Annotated in this window: 18 protein-coding genes and 1 riboswitch; of the genes, 10 read left to right on the top strand and 8 right to left on the bottom strand. The window is 60.6% G+C overall.

Going from position 1 to position 20,807, the window contains the following annotated elements; genetic code table 11:
* The first annotated feature begins 25 nt into the window (after positions 1-25).
* Positions 26-246, top strand: a riboswitch (cobalamin riboswitch).
* 32 nt (positions 247-278) lie between these two features.
* The 4 genes from K7H22_RS13395 (at position 279) to K7H22_RS13380 (ending at position 5,505) form a co-directional block, all read left to right on the top strand.
* Positions 279-950, top strand: a complete 672-nt coding sequence (locus K7H22_RS13395) for an energy-coupling factor ABC transporter permease (RefSeq protein WP_230801364.1) — start codon at positions 279-281, stop codon at positions 948-950.
* Positions 951-1,019: 69 nt separating this feature from the next.
* The gene (gene cobF / locus K7H22_RS13390; protein WP_230801363.1) at positions 1,020-1,808 is read left to right on the top strand and encodes a precorrin-6A synthase (deacetylating); all 789 of its coding nucleotides are present in this window, start codon (positions 1,020-1,022) and stop codon (positions 1,806-1,808) included.
* Between the two features lie 15 nt (positions 1,809-1,823).
* Positions 1,824-3,005 carry an RsmB/NOP family class I SAM-dependent RNA methyltransferase gene (locus K7H22_RS13385; protein WP_230801362.1) on the top strand — a complete coding sequence of 394 codons (1,182 nt, stop codon included), beginning with the start codon at positions 1,824-1,826 and terminating at the stop codon, positions 3,003-3,005.
* A 169-nt stretch (positions 3,006-3,174) separates the two neighbouring features.
* Positions 3,175-5,505, top strand: coding sequence for an ATP-binding protein (locus K7H22_RS13380; RefSeq protein WP_230801422.1), 2,331 nt, complete (start codon positions 3,175-3,177; stop codon positions 5,503-5,505).
* 20 nt (positions 5,506-5,525) lie between these two features.
* On the opposite strand, the gene K7H22_RS13375 is transcribed toward K7H22_RS13380, so the two are convergent.
* Positions 5,526-6,134: a gamma-glutamyl kinase gene (locus tag K7H22_RS13375; protein ID WP_230801361.1), complete on the bottom strand. Its 609-nt coding sequence runs from the start codon at positions 6,132-6,134 to the stop codon at positions 5,526-5,528.
* Between the two features lie 195 nt (positions 6,135-6,329).
* On the opposite strand from K7H22_RS13375, the gene recA reads away from it, so the two are divergent.
* The 5 genes from recA to K7H22_RS13350 all read left to right on the top strand — a co-directional run bounded on the left by recA (position 6,330) and on the right by K7H22_RS13350 (position 11,465).
* Complete coding sequence (gene recA, locus K7H22_RS13370; RefSeq protein ID WP_230801360.1) at positions 6,330-7,406, top strand: recombinase RecA; 1,077 nt, start codon at positions 6,330-6,332, stop codon at positions 7,404-7,406.
* A gap of 160 nt (positions 7,407-7,566) precedes the next feature.
* Positions 7,567-10,227 (top strand): alanine--tRNA ligase, encoded by a 2,661-nt coding sequence (gene alaS, locus K7H22_RS13365; RefSeq protein ID WP_230801359.1) that lies wholly within the window; start codon positions 7,567-7,569, stop codon positions 10,225-10,227.
* Entirely contained in the window at positions 10,172-10,525 is a 354-nt protein-coding gene (locus K7H22_RS13360; protein ID WP_230801358.1) for a DUF1330 domain-containing protein, read from the top strand. The genes alaS and K7H22_RS13360 overlap by 56 nt, the downstream gene beginning before the upstream one ends.
* A 22-nt stretch (positions 10,526-10,547) precedes the next feature.
* Positions 10,548-10,835, top strand: coding sequence for a DUF1330 domain-containing protein (locus K7H22_RS13355; RefSeq protein ID WP_230801357.1), 288 nt, complete (start codon positions 10,548-10,550; stop codon positions 10,833-10,835).
* A 78-nt stretch (positions 10,836-10,913) separates the two neighbouring features.
* Positions 10,914-11,465, top strand: a complete 552-nt coding sequence (locus K7H22_RS13350) for a histidine phosphatase family protein (protein ID WP_230801356.1) — start codon at positions 10,914-10,916, stop codon at positions 11,463-11,465.
* Positions 11,466-11,473: 8 nt separating this feature from the next.
* Here the strand turns inward: K7H22_RS13350 and typA are convergent, their stop codons facing one another.
* From typA to ssb, 3 genes are all read right to left on the bottom strand, one after another.
* Positions 11,474-13,294: a translational GTPase TypA gene (gene typA, locus K7H22_RS13345; RefSeq protein ID WP_230801355.1), complete on the bottom strand. Its 1,821-nt coding sequence runs from the start codon at positions 13,292-13,294 to the stop codon at positions 11,474-11,476.
* 123 nt (positions 13,295-13,417) lie between these two features.
* Positions 13,418-14,506, bottom strand: a complete 1,089-nt coding sequence (locus K7H22_RS13340) for a site-2 protease family protein (protein WP_230801354.1) — start codon at positions 14,504-14,506, stop codon at positions 13,418-13,420.
* An 89-nt stretch (positions 14,507-14,595) separates the two neighbouring features.
* The gene (ssb, locus tag K7H22_RS13335) at positions 14,596-15,099 is read right to left on the bottom strand and encodes a single-stranded DNA-binding protein (RefSeq protein ID WP_230801353.1); all 504 of its coding nucleotides are present in this window, start codon (positions 15,097-15,099) and stop codon (positions 14,596-14,598) included.
* Positions 15,100-15,312: 213 nt separating this feature from the next.
* Between ssb and K7H22_RS13330 the strand changes: the two genes are divergently transcribed.
* Entirely contained in the window at positions 15,313-15,903 is a 591-nt protein-coding gene (locus K7H22_RS13330; protein ID WP_230801352.1) for a lytic transglycosylase domain-containing protein, read from the top strand.
* Here K7H22_RS13330 and K7H22_RS13325 read toward each other — a convergent pair.
* The 4 genes from K7H22_RS13325 to K7H22_RS13310 all read right to left on the bottom strand — a co-directional run bounded on the left by K7H22_RS13325 (position 15,900) and on the right by K7H22_RS13310 (position 20,652).
* Complete coding sequence (locus K7H22_RS13325) at positions 15,900-16,250, bottom strand: antibiotic biosynthesis monooxygenase family protein (RefSeq protein WP_230801351.1); 351 nt, start codon at positions 16,248-16,250, stop codon at positions 15,900-15,902. The two genes, K7H22_RS13330 and K7H22_RS13325, sit on opposite strands and share 4 nt — an antisense overlap.
* A gap of 4 nt (positions 16,251-16,254) precedes the next feature.
* Entirely contained in the window at positions 16,255-18,339 is a 2,085-nt protein-coding gene (locus K7H22_RS13320) for an ABC transporter ATP-binding protein (protein ID WP_230801350.1), read from the bottom strand.
* A 72-nt stretch (positions 18,340-18,411) separates the two neighbouring features.
* Positions 18,412-19,587 carry an ABC transporter permease gene (locus K7H22_RS13315; protein WP_230801349.1) on the bottom strand — a complete coding sequence of 392 codons (1,176 nt, stop codon included), beginning with the start codon at positions 19,585-19,587 and terminating at the stop codon, positions 18,412-18,414.
* Positions 19,588-19,599: 12 nt separating this feature from the next.
* Positions 19,600-20,652 (bottom strand): ABC transporter permease, encoded by a 1,053-nt coding sequence (locus tag K7H22_RS13310; protein ID WP_230801348.1) that lies wholly within the window; start codon positions 20,650-20,652, stop codon positions 19,600-19,602.
* Between the last annotated feature and the right edge of the window lie 155 nt (positions 20,653-20,807).

The raw sequence follows: 20,807 nt of genomic DNA, 5'->3' as shown, positions 1-20,807 counted from the left end.
GCTTGACCGCTGGATCAGTTAGGCGCACAAGAATAGATGCAAAGGTGCTCCGAACCGGAAAGGCGAGGGGCTGAAACGGGAATGGGGAAGGGCGGACCAAATCGCGGCGCCCCCACCCCAGCCGCCCCCGCGACTGTCAGCGGAGAGCGGCCATCCGAAATGCCACTGGTCTCTCACCGGGCCGGGAAGGTGGATGGTCGCGTCGACCCGCAAGCCAGGAGACCGGCCTTGCCAAATGTAACCCATCCGCCGTCGGGTGTGACGGCAAGGAGACGACTATGCATATCGAACCGGGCCTCGTTGACGGGGCAAAAATCTCTCTCAGCTACGCAACCGCCGCTGCCGCTGGTGCCACTGGCCTTTGGTACGCGCGCCACGCTATCATGGAGCGAGGCACTGTTTCGCTGGCGATCCGCAGCGTGCTTGCCGCCGTTTTGACCTTCTTCTTTTTCGAGGTCCTTCCGACCTTCCCAGTTGGCGTATCCGAGGTGCATTTCATCCTTGGCTCGACCCTTTTCCTGATTCTCGGCGCGGGGCCATCAGCCATCGGTCTGGTCCTCGGCCTGCTGATTCAGGGCATGTTCTTCTCGCCTTCCGACCTGCCGCAATTCGCGATGAACATGACCACGCTGCTGGTGCCGCTTTTCGCGCTGACTGCAATGGCACGCCGCATCATCGCACCGAACACCGCCTATGTTGACCTGAAATACAGCCAGGTTCTGGCGCTGTCGGCCTGCTATCAGGGCGGCGTTGTCGCTTGGGTGGCGTTCTGGGCGATCTACGGCATGGGCACCGAGGCGCTGGCACCCGTTGGCACTTTCGCGTTTGCTTATATGGCTGTCATCATCCTCGAGCCGCTGGCCGATCTGGCCGTGCTTGCAGGTGCGAAAGCCCTGCGCGGCAAGACACCGCCCGCATTGGTCACACCGCGCCTTTACAGCGCGTCCTGACCAGACAAGTCTGACAGACATGGCGCGGTCCCCGAGGGGATCGCGCCTTTTCTTTGCGACGAGGCGACGATGATCACGCTATCCCTGATTGGTATCGGCACCGGCAATCCCGATCACGTCACCGCACAAGCAGCGCAAGCCATGAACATGGCCGATCTGATCCTCATTCCGCTCAAAGGCGATAACAAGTCGGATCTTGCAGGGCTGCGGCAGGCGATCTGCGAAAGCTGCGTCACCAATCCCGCGACACGGATCGAAGGGTTCGACCTGCCCGTGCGCGACCTTGCCACGCCCGACTATCTGACCCGTGTGAATGACTGGCACGATGCGATTGCGGACGTCTGGCGCGACCGGATCGCGGCACATCTGAATCAGGGTGGCGGGCCGCATGTCGCACTTCTGGTCTGGGGTGATCCCTCGCTCTATGACAGCACATTGCGGATCGCGGCGCGTGTGCGGCGCGATCTGCCGCTATCGCTGGATGTCATTCCGGGTCTGACCTCGATTCAGGTGCTCTGTGCCGCGCATGCGATTCCACTCAATGATCTGGGCGCGCCTGTGGTGATCACGACAGGACGGCAGTTGCGTGACGCAGGCTGGCCTGCAGCGGCGGATACTGTCGTGGTGATGCTGGACAGCGGCGGCGCCTTTGCAACGCTCAACATGGCCCACTATCATATCTGGTGGGGCGGCTATGTCGGGATGCAGAACCAGATCCTGATCTGTGGTCCGCTGGCTGAAGTTGCGGCCCGGATTCAGGAGACCCGCGCCCGTGCCAAGGCCGAACACGGCTGGATCATGGATATCTACCTGCTCCGCAGGATCAAGGAGGGCGACAATGCCGCGCATCATCCGTAATCCGGCGGTGACCCCGTGACGCCCGCCGCGCGCGTGGCCGCCGCGATCGAGGTTCTGGATCAGATCCTTGAAGGGACGCCCGCAGAAAAGGCACTGACAGGCTGGGCGCGGCGCAGCCGTTTTGCCGGGTCAGGTGACCGTGCGGCACTGCGCGATCTTGTGTTCGATGCCTTGCGGCGCAAACGCTCTGCTGCGGCCATGGGCGGGGCCATGACTGGGCGCGGCTTGATGCTGGGCCTGCTGCGTGCCGAAGGGGCCGACGCTGATGCAGTCTTTACCGGACAGGGCCACGCGCCCGCGGCGCTTGATCCTGACGAGTTGTCGGCGGTGCGGATGCCCGACGCGGGGGCCGAAGCTTGCGATATGCCCGACTGGCTCTGGCCGCAGTTTCGCGCCAGTCTGGGGGAAATGGCCGAGGACGTCGCCCGTACCCTGCAGGCGCGCGGACCGGCGATGTTGCGCGTCAATCTGCGCAAGGCGAGCCTTGCCACAGCGCAAAGGGCGCTTGCTGACGAGGGGGTCGTGGCGGAACCCGACCCGATTTCCAGTACCTCGTTGCATGTGCGGACGGGGGCGCGCAAGCTGGCGCAGACGCAGGCCTATCTGACCGGCCTTGTCGAGTTGCAGGATGGCGCCAGTCAGGCTGTGATGGATGAGCTTGGTCTGCCAGAGCACGGAAATATATTGGATTTCTGTGCGGGCGGTGGTGGCAAGGCGTTGGCAATGGCCGCGCGCAGCAAGGCGCGGATCTGGGCGCATGACCTGCAAGCATCACGTATGAAGGATCTTCCTGCACGGGCTGAACGGGCTGGCGTGCAGATCGGTATATTGGATCCGACCGAGCTTGCGGATCATGCCCCTTTCGACCTGGTGCTATGCGACGCGCCCTGCAGCGGATCGGGCGCATGGCGGCGCGCGCCCGAGGCGAAATGGGCTTTGACCGCGGAGCGTTTGGCGGAACTGACCCGGATTCAGGACGCTATTTTGGATCAGGCGGCGGCGCTTGTGACTGCGAATGGCTGTCTTGCCTATGCGACCTGCTCTGTGCTTGAGGCCGAGAACGAGGCGCGGCAGGCGGCCTTTCTGGCGCGCCTTCCCGAATGGGAATGCATTGCTGCTCGGCGTTGGGAGCCTGGTCTTTCGGGGGATGGATTTTTTCTCGCCCAATTCCGGCGGCATGGGATTTCTATCTTTTGAATACAGAAGCCTGCATTGATAAGTTGATGCATTCAGGTTCTGTTCACGGCAGCCGGTATCCCTTGGCTATTTGCGTTTTCTTGGGAAGGCCCGAAGGTTTTTTAAGCAGCGGTTAAGATTTCATCTGCCATCCTGAACATAGGCGAATCGCAGGACGGGTTCCGGTGTGTTGTGTTCTTTGGTTGTAGGCGGCTCATTCGCGCGGGTGTCAGGACGGGTAGCGCGCCGCGCTTGGGTGCTGGCAATTGTCGCTGTGCTTGCAGGAAGTGCCGCGTTTCTGGTGCCTGACCCGCGCCTGTCGGCCGCCTGTGCCGCGGCTGCATCCGTTCTTGCCGCAGCACTGTTGGTTTACGCGCCAGCCTGTCTGCTGGCAGCACTGACCGCCAGACAAAGACAGTCGGTGATCCGCGACCTTGTGGCGCTTGATCCGGTCGCATCGTTCATCACCGACCCTGAAGGTGAGGTGCGTTCGTGGAACGCGGCCGCCTTAGGGCGGTTCGGGTCCGGTGACGGGCAGACGGTTTGCGGCTTGCTGCGCTGGACATTGGCTAATCCCGCATCGCTGGTGCAGCGTCTGCAATCAAAGGCCGCCACCGTGGGTGCCGCGACAGAAGACGTGGTGACGCGGATGGGCCATCTGCGGGTGGCCGTGATAGGGCTGGACGGGCAAGGATTTCTCTGGCGGATCGAAGATATCACCGCGCGCCCCGATTGCGGCCGAACCGCACTGGGCATGGATCTGTCGATGCTGACCGTAGGGCGGGGTGGGGCCATTCTGTCCATGAATGACGCGGCCAGCCGCCTGATCGGTTCGCGCATCAAGTCGCTGGATCGGCTTTGTGCCGATCTACCTTTGCGGCAGGGGCAGATCCACCGCATCAGGACAGCCAAGGGGCAGACCCCCTGCCTTGTGATTGAATCTGAACCCTTTGCCGGTCGGCGCGAGGTCTATCTTCTCCCCATGTCCCAATCGGCCTACCAGCAAAGCGGTGCCTCTACCGACCTCAGCGAAGGTTGGCGGTTCTTTGACGCGCTGCCGGTTCCCCTGCTCAAGCTCGACCCGTCTGGGGGCGTGCTTTCGTCGAATCTACCAGCACGCGAATTGTTGGGTATCCACGATTCTGCACCGCGCAGGTTGTCCGATCTGATGGAAGGTCTGGGCCGTTCGATCAGCGATTGGCTGGCCGAAGCCGCCGCAGGGCGCGCCACGCCGCATTCCGAGTTTCTGCGCCTCAGCCGCACGGATAGCGAGGTTTTCGTGCAGGTGACGCTGAACAAGGTACATGACCTTGGACAGCCTGCGCTTGTTGCAGTGCTCAGCGATGCGACGGAACTGAAAACCCTTGAGGCCCAGTTTGTTCAAAGCCAGAAAATGCAGGCCATTGGCGAGCTTGCAGGTGGGGTGGCGCATGACTTCAACAATCTTTTAACCGCAATTTCAGGGCATTGCGATCTTTTGTTATTGCGACATGACCAAGGCGATCCGGATTTCGGGGATCTGGTGCAGATCCACCAGAACGCCAACAGGGCGGCGGCGCTTGTCGGCCAGCTTCTGGCCTTCTCGCGCAAGCAGACCCTGCGCCCCGAGGTTCTGGATCTGCGCGACACATTATCGGACCTGACTCATCTGCTGAACCGGCTTGTAGGCGAGAAGATCACCCTCACATTGACTCATGCGCCAGTGCAGCAGGCCATTCGCGCCGACAAACGCCAGCTTGAACAGGTCTTGATGAACCTTGTGGTCAATGCGCGCGATGCCATGCCCCAAGGTGGTAAGATCCGGATCGAGACCGAGGGCTTGTTGCTGCGCGAACCGCTCGAGCGGGACCGCGTGACCCTGCCGCAGGGGGCCTATGTCTCGGTCAAGGTGTCGGATCATGGTCACGGGATACCAGCGGACAAGCTGCAAAAGGTGTTCGAGCCATTCTATACCACCAAACGCACGGGCGAGGGGACAGGATTGGGCCTGTCCACCGCCTACGGGATCGTCAAGCAAAGCGGCGGATACATTTTTGTCGATAGCGTCGTTGGGCAGGGAACCTGCTTTACACTTCTGTTTCCGGGCCTTGATCCGGTCAATCTGCCGCTGTCAGAACCTGCCGTCCTCTCCCCGCCGGTCGGTGCGCCCCGCCACGGGGACGGGGTAGTCCTTCTGGTCGAGGATGAGGCGCCCGTGCGCGCCTTTGCCTCGCGCGCGCTCCGGCTGCGCGGTTATACCGTGATCGAAGCGGATTCGGCCGAGCAGGCGCTCAGGACATTGGAAGATCCCGATCTGAACATTGATATTTTTGTCACCGATGTGATCATGCCCGGCATGGACGGTCCCAGTTGGGTCCGCGAGGCGCTCAAGCAGCGGCCGGGGGTGCGGGTGGTTTTTGTTTCGGGCTATGCGGAGGAATCGTTCAGTGACGCGCAGGCGCGCATACCCAATTCCGTCTTTCTGCCCAAGCCATTCTCGCTCAATGATCTGACCGAAACCGTCAAGGGACAACTGCACTGATCCGCCGGTCCGGTAGGGATCTACACCCCGTGCGCAGGGATGGCCTCATACAGGGTGAATTCCGCGGCGCGCTTCTTGCGCAGGCGGCGTGCAATATCGGGCGACAGCGTCAGCGACATCTCGGGCGAGACATTGCTGCGTGGCAAAGTGATTTTCGTTTCCAGCCGTTCTTCAAGAAACCGCAGCAGGGCATCCTGATTCTCGTAGCGGAAAAGATGATCTACCGCCGTGCCGTTGGGGCGGGGCTCCAGAAAGGTGGCCTGACTGCCGACATTGGCGAAACCCGGCGGGTTGTCGTCAAGATAGGCGGAGACAAATTGGTCAAAGCTCACATCGAATGTCGCGTTTGGCTTGCCCTGCATGAAGGGACGGCGCCTGAAACGGTACCAACTGCCCAGCCAACTGACCGGTTCGCGCATGACAGCCAAAGTTTCCATATCGTCCGTCTTGCAGGCCTTCTCGAACATCGGGCGGAAGAAGCGGTTATAGCGGTAAAGCGGCGCATGTTTCAGCTCCGGGGGGTCCAGCACCGCAATCGCGGCATGCGGGGCCAGCGCCTCTTCCCATGCGGTTGTGCCGGTCTTGGGCACCGAAAGAAAAACCAGACGTTGCTTCCAGAATACCAGCATTTCACCTTGCCTCTTGGGTAACCGCACATTTCCAGCACCCATAAACACCTCCTTAACCCGAATAGGCAAGAGTGGTGTCAGAAAGAAACAACTTGAAATGTTCTTGTTTTGATCTCATAAAGCAAAGAAGAACAAGGCGCGAACACAGGCAATCATTGCCGCCCGGGACCGGGTGTGGAATAAGGGGTCAGAACAATGGCAACGGCAGATCTTCTTTCAATGGATAACAAGAAAAACGCAGACAAGCAGAAGGCGCTGGACAGCGCCCTGGCCCAGATCGAACGGCAGTTCGGCAAAGGCTCGATCATGAAGCTTGGCGGTGCAAACGTCATGCGCGACATCGAGGCGACATCGACCGGATCACTGGGGCTGGATATCGCATTGGGAATCGGTGGCCTGCCCAAGGGCCGCATCATCGAGATTTATGGCCCCGAAAGTTCGGGCAAGACGACGCTGACCCTGCATTGCGTGGCCGAGGAACAGAAAAAGGGCGGTATCTGCGCCTTTGTCGATGCCGAACACGCGCTTGATCCGCAATATGCCAAGAAACTTGGCGTCAATCTGGAAGAGCTGCTGATCAGCCAACCCGATACGGGCGAACAGGCGCTTGAGATTGTCGATACGCTGGTGCGCTCGGGTGCGGTCAGCATGGTGGTTGTCGACAGTGTTGCGGCCCTGACCCCCAAAAGCGAGCTTGAGGGGGATATGGGCGACAGCAATGTCGGTGTGCAGGCCCGCCTGATGAGCCAGGCGATGCGGAAACTGACAGGCTCGATCAGCCGCTCCAACTGCATGGTGATCTTCATCAACCAGATCCGGATGAAGATCGGCGTGATGTTCGGCAGTCCCGAAACCACGACGGGCGGGAACGCGCTCAAATTCTACAGCTCCGTGCGTCTGGATATCCGCCGCATCGGCGCGATCAAGGACCGCGACGAGGTTGTGGGGAACGCCACGCGCGTCAAGGTCGTTAAAAACAAGGTGGCACCGCCCTTCAAGCAGGTGGAATTCGACATCATGTATGGCGAAGGCATCTCGAAAACCGGCGAGTTGCTGGACCTTGGCGTGAAGGCCGGTGTTGTCGAGAAATCGGGCGCATGGTTCAGCTATGGTGACGAGCGGATGGGGCAGGGACGGGAGAATTCCAAACAGTTCCTCAAGGACAATCCCAAGATCGCGCTTGAGATCGAGGACAAGATCCGCGCCTCGCATGGTCTGGAATTTGCGATGGGCGCGGATGGTGGCGACGATCCAGAGGTTCTGGAAGCCTGATCCGTTCTGCGCCTTGACCGGATCGTATGAGATTGCAAGGCCCGCCCGAAAGGACGGGCCTTTTGCATTTGTGGACCGCGCGACATGATGCACCTGTGGACAGGGGCGCGCCTGACCGTTACATCAGCGCAAACCCTTGAACCCGCCGGAAAGTCCACTCATGCCTACGCTGAACGATATCCGCTCAACTTTTCTGTCCTATTTCGCCAAACAGGGGCATGAGGTTGTCCCCTCAAGCCCGCTTGTGCCGCGCAACGATCCGACGCTGATGTTTGCCAATTCGGGCATGGTGCAATTCAAGAACCTGTTCACAGGCGTCGAGCATCGCGACTACAAGCGCGCGACCTCCGCACAGAAATGCGTGCGCGCGGGCGGCAAGCATAACGATCTGGACAATGTCGGCTATACAGCGCGTCACCATACGTTTTTCGAGATGCTGGGCAATTTCAGCTTTGGTGATTATTTCAAGACCGAAGCGATCCCTTTTGCGTGGGAATTGCTGACAAAGGAATTCGACATTCCCAAGGACCGGTTGCTGGTCACGGTCTATCACACCGATGACGAGGCGGCGGCGATCTGGAAGAAGGTCGCAGGGCTGACGGATGACCGGATCATCCGCATTCCCACGAATGACAATTTCTGGATGATGGGGCCGACCGGTCCTTGCGGTCCTTGTACCGAGATTTTCTTTGATCATGGCGACCATATCTGGGGCGGCCCTCCGGGGAGTCCGGATGAGGATGGCGACCGTTTTGTCGAGATATGGAACCTTGTTTTCATGCAATACGAGCAGTTCGAGGATGGCAGCCGCCGCGAACTGGCGGCGCAGTCCATCGACACCGGCATGGGGATCGAACGGGTCGCCGCGCTGCTGCAGGGCACCAATGACAACTACGCGACCGATCTGATCCGCAGCTTGATCGAAGCCAGCGCCAATGCCACTTCGACCGATCCTGACGGGCCGGGCAAGACGCATCACCGCGTGATTGCGGATCATTTGCGGTCAACCTCTTTCCTGATCGCGGATGGTGTGATGCCGTCGAATGACGGGCGCGGCTATGTGCTGCGCCGGATCATGCGGCGCGCGATGCGTCATGCGCATTTGCTGGGGGCCAAGGACCCTGTCATGCACCAACTGGTGCCAGCCTTGGTGCGGCAGATGGGTGCGGCTTATCCAGAATTAGGCCGCGCTCAGGCGCTGATCGAAGAGACATTGCGCCTTGAAGAGACACGTTTCAAGCAGACGCTGGATCGTGGCCTGCGCCTGCTGGATGATGAACTGGCCGGTCTGCCCGAAGATGCGGCCCTGCCCGGTGAGGCGGCGTTCAAGCTTTACGACACATTCGGGTTTCCGCTGGACCTGACGCAGGATGCATTGCGCGAAAAGGGTCGCTCTGTCGATACGGCTGGATTCGAATCCGCAATGCAGGCCCAAAAGGCCAAGGCGCGCGCGGCATGGTCGGGCAGCGGCGAGGCCGCGGATGCCACGATCTGGTTCGATCTGGCCGATACGCACGGTGCCACGGATTTTCTGGGCTATGATACCGAAACCGCCGAGGGCCAGATCATGGCGCTGGTGCGCGACGGAGCGTCTGTCGCGTCGGCCAAAGCGGGCGAAAGCGTCCAGATCGTGATGAACCAGACGCCCTTTTATGCCGAAAGCGGCGGACAGGTCGGCGATACCGGTTACCTGCGTGGCAACGGCACGCTGGTCAGGATCACAGATACGCGTAAATCGGCAGGGGTTTTCATTCATTTCGGCGAAGTGGTCGAAGGCGAGATTGCCGTTGGCGGGCATGGTGTGCTTGAGGTGGACCATGCGCGCCGCGCGGCGATCCGCGCGCATCATTCCGCGACCCATCTGCTGCACGAAGCGCTGCGCGAAACATTGGGCGATCACGTAGCACAGCGCGGATCGCTGAATGCGCCGGACAGGTTACGCTTCGATTTCAGCCACTCCAAGGCGTTGAGCGCCGAGGAACTGGCCCATGTCGGCACACAGGTCAACGCGTTCATCCGGCAGAACAGTCCGGTCGAAACCCGTATCATGACGCCGGATGATGCCCGCGCGATCGGGGCGCAGGCCCTGTTCGGAGAGAAATATGGCGACGAGGTGCGTGTCGTGTCCATGGGACGTGCCGATACCGGCAAGGGCCATGACGGCAAGACCTGGTCGATCGAGCTTTGCGGCGGCACCCATGTGGCGCGCACCGGCGATATCGGCGTTTGTGTGATCCTTGGGGACAGCGCCTCAAGTGCTGGTGTGCGCCGGATCGAGGCATTGACCGGCGAGGCGGCGGTGGCCCATATTCGCGCCGATCAGCAGCGATTGGCGCAGGTCAGCGAAACTTTGAAGGCGCAGCCTGCCGATCTGGCGGAGCGTTTGCGCGCACTTCTGGACGAAAGGCGAGCCCTGTCGAATGAGGTGGCGCAACTGCGTCGCGAGTTGGCGATGTCGGGCGGTGCCGGACAGGGCGGAGCACAAGATGTAAAAGAAATCAACGGCGTGCGGTTTGTTTCTCAGGTGATGTCAGGCGTATCGGGCAAGGATTTGCCAGCGCTTGTTGATGATTACAAGCAACGCCTTGGTAGTGGCGCCGTGCTTCTGATCGCGGATGCTGATGGCAAAGCGGCGGTGGCGGCTGGTGTGACCTCCGATCTGACAGCCGGCGTGTCGGCGGTCGATATGGTGCGCGTGGCTGTGGCCGAATTGGGCGGCAAAGGCGGTGGTGGTCGTCCCGATTTGGCACAGGGCGGCGGGGCTGATGCCGCGAATGCTGCTGCGGCTGTGGCTGCTGTTGAAAAGCTACTGGGTGCTTGAGGAGAAGACGGAAATGACGGCCTATATCATCGCGCGGATCGACGTGACCGACCTCGAAGATTACAAACTCTACGCCAGCCAGACCGTGGCGCTGGCTGAAAAGGCGGGCGGTACTTTTCTGGCCAAAGGCGGTGCGATGACGCAGGTCGAGGGCAGTGGCCCTGACCGTCATGTGCTGATCAGCTTTCCCACACGCCAGCAGGCGCTGGACTGGTATCATTCGCCGGAATATCAGGCGATCCTGCCGATAGCCCTGCGGAGCAGTCGCCGCGATCTGGTGATCGTGGACGGCGTTTGAAAATCCCGAAAGGAACTGAAAAATGAGCGCACTCTGGATCGCCCATGTCACTGTCACTGATACAGACGCCTATGGCCGCTACGCAGCTTTGGCAGGCCCTGCGATTGCCAAACATGGCGGTGCCTTTATCGCGCGCGGTGGCCGTTTCGTGCAGCTTGAGGGCAAGGAGCGTCCCCGCAATGTCGTCGCGCGCTTTCCGTCGGTCGAGGCGGCCGAGGCCTGCTATCACTCGCCCGAGTATCAGGAGGCGTTGAGCCATGCGCGCGGCGCGTCCGAGCGCGAGTTAGTGATCGTCGAAATCACCGAATAGACTGTGTCGCCGCTCTTGTGACTGGACCGGCGCAAGCTCTGGCCTAGCTTTCGGAAAACCGTTTCCGAAAGGCTCACTATGCTGTTGCGCGTCCTTGCCCTCTTGACCGGACTTTTTCCCGCAAGCCTTGCCGCGCAGGATTGGGATGCGCTGAGACAGTCGGGTAGTGTTGCTTTGATGCGGCATGCCCTGGCCCCCGGCACAGGTGATCCAGCGGGTTTCCGCCTGGATGATTGTTCTACGCAACGCAACCTGGATGATACAGGCCGCGTTCAGGCGCGCCGGATCGGAGAGGCGTTGCGCGCGCAAGACATTGAATTTGATTACATATGGTCAAGCGGCTGGTGCCGCGCCTATGACACTGCGGCGCTGCTGGACATGGGACCGGTCGAGATACGGCCATTCCTGCATTCGTTCTTCGCTGGACGGGGGAATCCTCAAGCGCAGACACAGGACGCGCTTGGCGCGCTTGCGGGCCTGCCGAGGGATGCGCGGGTGCTGCTGGTGACCCATCAGGTCAATATCACTGCCTTGACGGGGGAAACGCTGCCCTCGGGCGCGATTGTCGTGGTCCAGCACCGCAAGGATGGCGGGCTGGAAGTGTCAGGGCGCGTCACAATCGCGCCCTGACAGATCGTTCAGGAAGACCGCGACATGCGCTTGCGCTCATGCGGGTCCAGATAGCGTTTACGCAGACGGATCGAGTTCGGCGTGACCTCGACAAGTTCGTCGTCGTCGATATAGGCGATGGCCTGTTCCAGCGTCATCGTGATCGGCGTGGTCAGGCGGACGGCTTCGTCTGTGCCAGAGGCGCGCACGTTGGTCAGCTTCTTGCCTTTCAGCGGGTTTACTTCCAGATCGTTGTCGCGGCTATGCTCGCCAATGATCATGCCGGTATAGACGTCGGCCTGTGCGCCGATGAACATGCGACCACGCTCTTCAAGGTTCCACAGCGCGTAAGCGACCGAGGTGCCGTTCTCCATCGAGATCAGAACACCGGCACGACGACCGGGGATCGCGCCCTTATGGGGTGCCCAGTCATGGAACACGCGGTTCAGAACGCCTGTGCCGCGCGTGTCGGTCAGGAATTCACCATGATAGCCGATCAAACCGCGCGAGGGGACCAGCGCGATGATACGCGTCTTGCCCACACCTGCCGGTTTCATTTCGACCAGTTCGCCTTTGCGCACGCCGGTGATTTTCTCGATCACGGCGCCGGAATATTCGTCATCCACGTCGATGGTCACTTCTTCAACCGGTTCCAGCCTTTCGCCGTTCGGACCATCCTTGAACAGAACCTGCGGGCGCGAAATACTCAACTCGAAACCTTCGCGGCGCATGTTCTCGATCAGAACGCCCATCTGGAGTTCGCCGCGGCCGGCAACCTCGAAAGCTTCGCCGCCCGGTGTGTCGGTGATCTTGATGGCCACGTTCGATTCGGCTTCTTTCATCAGACGCTCGCGGATGACGCGGGACTGAACCTTTTTGCCGTCACGACCCGCCAGCGGGCTGTCATTGATGCCGAAGGTCACGGTGATGGTGGGCGGATCAATCGGCTGGGCGGGCAGGGGCACATCCACCGCCAGAGCGCAGATTGTATCGGCCACGGTCGCTTTGGTCATACCTGCAAGGCTCACGATGTCGCCAGCCACGGCCTCGTCGATATCCTGCTGGCCGAGGCCGCGGAAGGCCTGCACGCGGGTGACGCGGAACTGTTCGATTTTCTGACCGATGCGTGAGAGCGCCTGCACCGTCGCCCCAACCTTGAGTCGGCCTGATTCGACGCGACCTGTCAGGATGCGACCGACAAACGGGTCAGAGCCAAGCGTGGTGGCCAGCATGCGGAACGGTTCGTCCGTGTGTTTCTGCTGCTTGGGGGCCGGGACGTGGTTCACAACCAGTTTGAACAGCGCCGACAGATCCTTGCGGGGACCGTCAAGTGTCGCGTCAGCCCAACCCGAGCGGCCCGAGGCGTAAAGATGCGGGAAATCCAGTTGGTCGTCATTGGCACCAAGATTGGCGAAAAGGTCGAAACATTCATCCAGCGCGCGGTCGGGTTCGGCGTCGGGCTTGTCGACCTTGTTCAGGATCACGATGGGGCGCAGACCCAGTGCCAGCGCCTTGGCCGTCACGAATTTTGTCTGCGGCATCGGCCCTTCGGCTGCATCGACCAGCAGGCAGACACCATCGACCATCGACAGGATACGCTCGACCTCGCCACCGAAATCGGCGTGACCGGGGGTGTCGACGATATTGATCCGTGTGCCTTTCCATTCGACCGACGTATTCTTGGCCAGAATGGTAATGCCGCGTTCACGTTCCAGATCGTTGCTGTCCATGGCGCGTTCGGTTGTCGCCTGGTTCTCCCGGTAAGTACCGGATTGTTTGAGCAGTTCGTCCACAAGCGTCGTTTTGCCGTGGTCCACATGCGCGATAATGGCGATATTTCGCAGGTCCATTGTCTGTCCTTTGGGGGATGTTTGGCCGCGAGGTATACCGCATTTGAAAAAAAGGCCAGCCTCAAAGGGCGCTACCGCCCTTTGGAGCAACTTTTTTCTGCGATGCAGCGCGACTCTGTTGCGTCAGACTGTATCGCGGCTGTGCAGAATCATCAACTCGCCCAGATTTTCGCGCGTGACATAGCCCAGCACCCGCTGGTCCGGCGCGCAGACGGCAACGGCTGCGGCGTTTTTCTGGTGCATCAGGTCCAGCAGATCGACAAGCGGTGCCTTCAAGGGGATGCAGGGCAGCGGGGCCAGTTCCAGCGCGCTCATCCGTGTCATGGTGGCGGCGGGATCACCGACACTGGCCAGAATGCTTTGGCGGGTCAGCAAGCCCATCGGGCGCCCGCTTGTGTCCAGCACCGGAAATTCATGCTGTGTCGTGCGGATCAACGCTTGCCCCGCAGAATGCAGCGTGTCGTCGGGGCCAAGGAATTCATAGGATGTGATCATCGCGTCGCGTGCCGAAAACCGTTTCGACAGGGCGCGCATCGACACATCCTGCGCTTCGGCCCCTGCGGCGATGAAGATAAAGACTGCAATCAGGATCAGCACCGGATTGCCGGACATCAGCCCCAGAAACCCCAGGCCAAAGGCAAGGGTGCGCCCCGCCATCGCGGCCAATTCCGTCGCGCGGACCCGTCCCATCCGGGTGGCCAAGGCCGCGCGCAAGACGCGCCCGCCATCCATCGGAAAGGCTGGCAACATGTTGAATACGGCCAGAAACAGGTTCAACCCTGCAAGTCGTGCCAGAAACCCGCTCAGGCTGCCTTCGGAACTCAGGACCCCGTCCATCGGAGCGGCTTGTCCGCCCAGCGCCAGCATCAGCACGGCCCAGATCACGATATTCACCGCAGGCCCCGCCAGCGCCACGGCGATTTCCTGTGCTGGCTTTTCCGGCATGCGTTCCAGCCGCGCCAACCCGCCGATGGGCAATAGCGTGATATCGGGCGTGCGGATTCCATAGCGGCGCGCCATCAGGGCATGGCCGTATTCATGGGCCACGACGCAGGCAAAGAGCGCGAGGATAAACAGAAGATTCTCGACCGCAGCAGGCGCGCCGCCCTGATTATAGCCGATCCATCCGATCCAGATCAGGATCAGAAAGAAAGTCGCATGCACGCGTAACTCTGAACCGAACAATCTTGCGATGGGAAAGGACCACGGCATTTCAGCTTCCTCGGTTCAGTTCCATTATCTGTACACGTCTGGTCGTGATGCGCAAAGGGCCCGCTATTGCAGGCCCTTGGATACAGTCATCAGAACGGGATTTCATCGTCGATATCGCGCGAGGGCGCGCGGCCGCCGCCCTGCGAGGGGCCGCTGTCATAGCCGCCACCGTAATCGCCCGGGTAATCATGGCCACCGCCGCCGCCAGAGGACTGGTTGCCACCACCGCCACCACCCCCCGATGGGCCGTCCAACATGGTCAGCGTGCCGTCATAGCCTTGCAGCACCACTTCGGTGGAATAGCGGTCGGCGCCGCTCTGGTCCTGCCATTTGCGGGTTTGCAGTTTGCCCTCGATATAAACCTTTGAACCTTTTTTCAGAAATTGCTCGCAGATGCGCACGAGGCCTTCCTGAAACACTGCGACGGTGTGCCATTCGGTGCGCTCTTTGCGTTCACCCGACTGCTTGTCTTTCCACTGTTCCGATGTGGCGATCCGCAGGTTGCACACCTTGCCGCCATTCTGGAAGGTCCGCACCTCGGGGTCGCGCCCCAGATTGCCGATCAGAATTACCTTGTTTACCGAGCCGGCCATGAATCTCTCCCGTCGAATCTGTGTTTGGGTTTGGGTGACCCGTGGATCACGCCCTTTGTTGTCATGCAACATGGTTAAAACACGCCTAACATCGGAACAACCGCTAAAAGCACTGGGGCGCCAATACGACCGGTGGCTGCGAGGCTGCAAAAGGGTGGAAAAACCTGTCAGAGGCGGTATAGTCCTGCCCGATGACAAACGGGGCGGTGTGACATGATCAGAGGAGTCGCAGGGGCGGCCATTGTGGCAATTGGCCTTACCGGGGCTGTGCAGGCCGATACGATATCGACCCAGTCGCGGGTCAAGCTCTTCGCTTCGCAGACCAAGATACTCGATACACGGGCCAAGTCGCAATACAACAACTCGGTCAGGCTGCAACCGCCCAGCGTGATGACACCCACGAAATGGGGATCAGGCGGGCCTGCCTATAACGGGCGCTACAAGGGGCCCTATCTGGCGATGGCCCGCGATGCCGCGCGCCGCCACGGTGTGCCCGAAGATCTGTTTTTGAAACTGGTGCAGCAGGAATCGGGGTTCAACCCAAAGGCGGTATCGCACAAGGGCGCGCTGGGACTGGCGCAGTTGATGCCGCAGACAGCGCGTCTGTTGCGGGTTGATCCGAATGACCCTTACGAAAACCTTGATGGCGGGGCGCGCTACCTGATGCAGCAATATCGCGATTTCGGCAACTGGCGGCTGGCGCTGGCGGCCTATAATGCGGGGCCGGGCGCGGTAAAGAAACATGGCGGCGTGCCGCCCTACCGCGAGACCCAGAATTACGTCAAGGTGATCTGGGGCGGCTAATCCCTGACGGGTGCGCGCCCCTCTGGGCCGCTATAATGCCGCTCTACAAGTGCCACCCGCAGGTTGTAATGCGTATACCAGCGATCCTGCCCTAATTGCTGCGCCACCAGATGCTGCGCATCCGCCTTCCATGCAAGGATCGACGCCTCGTCACGCCAGTAGCTGACGGTGATTCCGAAGCCGCCTGCGTGGCGGGTGCTTTCCATCCCCAGACATCCCGGACTGGACAGGGCCATATCGCTCATCCGGTCGGCCATGGCGGTATAGCCGTGATCGCCCTCGGCCCGCTGTGCGGTGAAGATCACCGCAAAATAGGGAAGTGCTGGCAGGGGGGCGAAATCCGGCACAGGGTCATTCCGCGGCGATCTGGATGACCGGCACCATCGTGGCCAGTTCCTTGTCGGGCAGATGGCATTTGATCTGGTGCCCCTCGGCTAATGTCCGTTGCGGCGGCACTTCGCGGTCGCACAAGCCGTCCGGCACGCGTGTTTTCCAGCCGCAGCGCGTCTGGAACGGACAACCGGGTGGCGGGTTCATGGCTGAAGGGATATCGCCTTCCAGCACAATATGCTTTTTTGTCACGCGGGTATCGGCGATGGGCACCGCTGACAATAGCGCCTCGGTATAGGGATGATAGGGCGGGCTGAAGACCTGATCGGTGGTGCCAAGCTCTACCACATGGCCCAGATACATCACCATCACACGGTCGCTCAGGTAGCGCACGATCGACAGGTCATGGCTGATGAACAGCAGCGTGGTCTTGTGCTTGCGCTGGATCTCCATCAGCAGATCGGTCACGGCAGCCTGCACCGACACATCCAGCGCCGAGACAGGCTCGTCCGCCACCACGATCCGCGCATCGCCTGCAAAGGCGCGCGCGATACCGACGCGCTGTTTCTGCCCGCCCGACAACTGGCGCGGCATCCGGTCCGCAAAAGCGCGGGGCAGTTTCACCAGATCCAGCAGTTCCAGCATGCGCTGACGGCGCGTCTCCTCGCTGTCACCGACACCGAAAATCTCGAGCGCGCGGATGATCTGCCGACCCACCGTCATCGAGGGGTTCAGCGTGTCGAACGGGTTCTGGAACACCATCTGCACATCGGCCACTGTTTTGGTATCGCGCTTCTGGATCGGCACATCGCCGATGCTGCGGTTGTCCAGCAGGATCTGCCCGTCTGTCGCGGTCTCAAGACCCATCAACACCTTGGCAAAGGTGGATTTGCCGCAACCCGATTCACCCACAATCGCCAAGGTCTCGCCTTCGCGGGCCTCGAATGACAGGGTTTCGTTGGCTTTGACCACCTTCATCTCGCCGCCGCCGAACAGCTTGCTGGCGGCGACCTGATAGTATTTCCTGAGATTCTCCATCCTGAGGACCACATTGCCGATCTCGCCCTTCTGCTTGACGTCGGCCTTTGCGGGCAGGGCGGTCCAGTCAATCTCGTTGAACCTCAGGCAGCGTGTCTCGTGGCTGGCTGCGTCATCGACCGGGGCCATGCGGATCACGCCCTGATCGCAGCGCCCCGCCTGAAAATAGTCGCAGCGCGGGCCGAAATTGCACCCATCGGGGCGCTCATGGGGCAGGGGGAAATTGCCTGGAATGGCGATCAGCGGGCTTGCGTTCTTGTCGGCCCCCGGCAGCGGGATCGAGCGGAACAGCGCCTGTGTATAAGGATGGCGCATCTGGTCGAACACATCGGTGATACTGCCGCGCTCGACCGCTTCGCCGGAATACATCACGCAGATACGGTCGCAGGTTTCCAGCACCAGCCCGAGGTTATGGCTGATGAACAGCATCGAGGTGCCGTATTTCTTGCCCAGATCCTTGACCAGTTCCACAATTGCGGCTTCGACCGTGACATCCAGCGCTGTCGTCGGCTCGTCCAGAATCAATAGCGCTGGCTTGGACATGAGCGCCATCGCAATCACAATGCGCTGCTGCTGCCCGCCCGACAACTGGTGCGGATAGGCGCGCAGGATGCGTTCGGGGTCGGGCAGTTTCACATCTTGGATGACCTGCAAGGCGCGCGCCTCGGCCTCTTTTTGCGAGATCCCCTCATGGATCATGGGCACTTCCATCAGCTGTTTGCCGATCCGCATGGCGGGATTCAGGCTGGCCATCGGCTCCTGATAGATCATTGCGATCTCGTTGCCGCGAATGTCGCGCAATTCCTCTGCTGACATAGCGCCCAGATCGCGGCCCTTGAACTTGATGGATCCGCCCACGATGCGCCCGTTCACGCCCAGATCCTGCATGACCCCCAGCGCTACGGTGGATTTGCCGCAGCCGCTTTCGCCCACCAAGCCCACCGCCTCGCCCGGTTGGACGGTGACAGAGAAATCCATCACCGCAGGGATTTCGCGCAGGCGCGTGAAGAAAGAGATCGACAGCTTGTCGATTTCCAGAATCGGCCCGTCATGATCCCATTTCGCCATTGATCCGCTCCTGTTCATTCTTCTTGCGTCAAATATCCCGGGGTGCGGGGCAGCGCCCCGCCTGTCCCCGCATCAGTCCCGCAAACTTTCCTCGCGCAGGCCATCCGCCAGCAGGTTCAACCCCAAAACAAGGCTCAGCAAGGCCATCGCGGGCGGTACTGCCGGATGCAGGTAGATCGACAGAAGCTTGCGCCCTTCGTTGATCGTGCTGCCCCAATCCGGGCTTTCAGGGCTGAGGCCCAGACCGAAAAAACCCAATGTCCCCAGAAGGATGGTAGTGTATCCGATCCGCAGGCAGAAATCGACGATCAGTGGTCCGCGCGCATTGGGCAGGATTTCCCACAGCATGATATACCACGGCCCCTCGCCACGGGTCTGTGCGGCGGCCACGTAATCACGTGTTTTGATATCCATCGCGAGGCCGCGCACGATGCGGAACACGGTGGGAGAGTTGACAAAGACGACGGCCACGAAGACCACCAGCAGGTTGGGCGGAAAACTGATCAGCCCCAGCGGATCGGCGTTCCATGCGATGCCGAGATAGATCCACAGACCGACCACCAGAGTCACCACCAGATAGATATTGCGCCTGGCCGGTTGCGTGAAAAACCGCGAGTTGAACAGGATTGTCAGGAAAATGATCGGAAACAGGAACAGCACGCCCGCCATGTAGACCGGAATACCCGTCACCACGATTTCCGGCGTGACCAGCAAGTAGAACAGCAGGATCACCGGAAAGGCGAGGATGAGATTTGCCAGAAACGACAGGAACGTATCCAGCCGCCCGCCGTAATAGCCTGCAGGCAGACCCAAGGTGATGCCCACCATGAAGGCGAACAGCGTGGCGAAGGGGGCGATTTTCATGACCTCCCATGCGCCCACGATCATCCGGCTGAACACATCGCGCGCCAGATTGTCACCGCCCATCAGGTAATAGGGATAAAGGCCGTTTGCCCCGGCATCGGGCACCGGCGAGCCGGGAACCTTGTTTTTCAGACCGGAAATCTGGCTCAGCGTATCATGCGTGACGATCCAGCCGAAGGCGCCGCCGAAGACGGCGGTATAGACCCAGAACATGACCAGCGCGAAGCCGAACATTCCGATCACGCTGTCAAACAGCTTACCATAAAGGCCCAGCCGCCGTTTGAAAGCGATGGACAGTCCGAAGGTCAGCCCGAGTGCGATCCAGACAGGGGTAAACTGGATCAGGATGCGGGTGATGATCTCGCCCCAGCCTAAAGGGTCCATATGCCGCTGCTCCTATGAAACGCTGATGCGCGGGTTAAGATAGACATAGCCGATATCGGAAATCAGCTGCGTCACCAGCACCACGATCACGGATACCACCGAGACACCCAGCAAAAGCTCGATATCGTTGTTTCCTGCGGCCTGCACCAGTGTCCAGCCGAAGCCCTTGTAGTTGAACAGGGTCTCGACAATGACCACGCCGTTCAGCAGCCACGGGAATTGCAGCATGATCACGGTGAAGGGGGCGATCAGCGCGTTGCGCAGCGCGTGTTTCATGACGATATCGCTGAACTTGACACCTTTCAGGCGCGCCGTGCGGATATATTGTGCAGTCATCACCTCGGCCATCGAAGCACGGGTCATACGCGCGATATATCCCATGCCGTAAAGGGCGATTGTCAGCACCGGCAGGAAAAAATTGTTGAAAGTCGCGTTATCCATCGCGCCCGTTGCCGTGCCGTTGAACCAGCGCAGCCCCACGGCAGAGGAGGCAAAGACAGCGATCAGGATCACGCCCGAGACATATTCCGGCGTGGCGGTCGTCGTGATGGCAAAGGTCGACAATGTGCGATCCGTGCGCGATCCTTCGCGCATCCCCGCCAACACGCCCAGCAGCAAGGCCGAGGGCACCATCAGCACCATGACCCAGAACATCAGTTTCGCTGTCAGACCAAGACGGGTCGAAATGATCTCGCCCACATCGCCGCGAAAGACGGTGGAATAGCCCCAGTTGCCTTGCAGGATACCGCAGAAACGGGGCGCTTCGGCCATCGCTTCGGGGGTGACGGTGCCGGTCACGCAGCGTCCGCGCATGCCGTCCGAGACCTCGACCGTCCAGCCGGGCAGCACACCCAGCCATTGGGCATATTTGACCGGCAGGGGATCAAGATATCCATTGCGCCCCAGAAAGCTGGTGACCTCGGCATCGCTCATGCGAAAATTGCCCTGGGTCTTGGCCAGTTTTTCAAGGTTTGGATAGAGATTGGTCATAAAAAATACGATGAAAGTCAGGCAGATGGACGTCAGGATCATCACCCCCAACCGTCGCAAGATAAACAGACCCATTCAGCGCCCCCTGAAGCCTGCGCCCGCAAGATGGCGGGCTGTGGCAGGTCTTGGATGACCCGTCCGTCTTCGCTTTATCAGCCGGTCCCGCAACGAGTGTGGCGGGGCCGCATGCGTTATATCCCGCATGCCCCGTTCAGGGCATGCGGTTGCGG

Source organism: Seohaeicola saemankumensis (assembly GCF_021021435.1).
In the GTDB taxonomy this organism is placed as follows: Bacteria; Pseudomonadota; Alphaproteobacteria; order Rhodobacterales; family Rhodobacteraceae; genus Seohaeicola.
This window is presented reverse-complemented; position numbering and strand designations above follow the sequence as displayed.

Bases quoted from the DNA above. Each gene is read 5' to 3' on its own strand.
- K7H22_RS13395 (WP_230801364.1), top strand. From the start codon at position 279: ATGCATATCGAACCGGGCCTCGTTGACGGGGCAAAAATCTCTCTCAGC.
- cobF (WP_230801363.1), top strand. From the start codon at position 1,020: ATGATCACGCTATCCCTGATTGGTATCGGCACCGGCAATCCCGATCAC.
- K7H22_RS13375 (WP_230801361.1), bottom strand. From the start codon at position 6,134: ATGCTGGTATTCTGGAAGCAACGTCTGGTTTTTCTTTCGGTGCCCAAG.
- recA (WP_230801360.1), top strand. From the start codon at position 6,330: ATGGCAACGGCAGATCTTCTTTCAATGGATAACAAGAAAAACGCAGAC.
- alaS (WP_230801359.1), top strand. From the start codon at position 7,567: ATGCCTACGCTGAACGATATCCGCTCAACTTTTCTGTCCTATTTCGCC.
- K7H22_RS13360 (WP_230801358.1), top strand. From the start codon at position 10,172: ATGCCGCGAATGCTGCTGCGGCTGTGGCTGCTGTTGAAAAGCTACTGG.
- K7H22_RS13355 (WP_230801357.1), top strand. From the start codon at position 10,548: ATGAGCGCACTCTGGATCGCCCATGTCACTGTCACTGATACAGACGCC.
- K7H22_RS13350 (WP_230801356.1), top strand. From the start codon at position 10,914: ATGCTGTTGCGCGTCCTTGCCCTCTTGACCGGACTTTTTCCCGCAAGC.
- typA (WP_230801355.1), bottom strand. From the start codon at position 13,294: ATGGACCTGCGAAATATCGCCATTATCGCGCATGTGGACCACGGCAAA.
- K7H22_RS13340 (WP_230801354.1), bottom strand. From the start codon at position 14,506: ATGCCGTGGTCCTTTCCCATCGCAAGATTGTTCGGTTCAGAGTTACGC.
- ssb (WP_230801353.1), bottom strand. From the start codon at position 15,099: ATGGCCGGCTCGGTAAACAAGGTAATTCTGATCGGCAATCTGGGGCGC.
- K7H22_RS13330 (WP_230801352.1), top strand. From the start codon at position 15,313: ATGATCAGAGGAGTCGCAGGGGCGGCCATTGTGGCAATTGGCCTTACC.
- K7H22_RS13320 (WP_230801350.1), bottom strand. From the start codon at position 18,339: ATGGCGAAATGGGATCATGACGGGCCGATTCTGGAAATCGACAAGCTG.
- K7H22_RS13315 (WP_230801349.1), bottom strand. From the start codon at position 19,587: ATGGACCCTTTAGGCTGGGGCGAGATCATCACCCGCATCCTGATCCAG.
- K7H22_RS13310 (WP_230801348.1), bottom strand. From the start codon at position 20,652: ATGGGTCTGTTTATCTTGCGACGGTTGGGGGTGATGATCCTGACGTCC.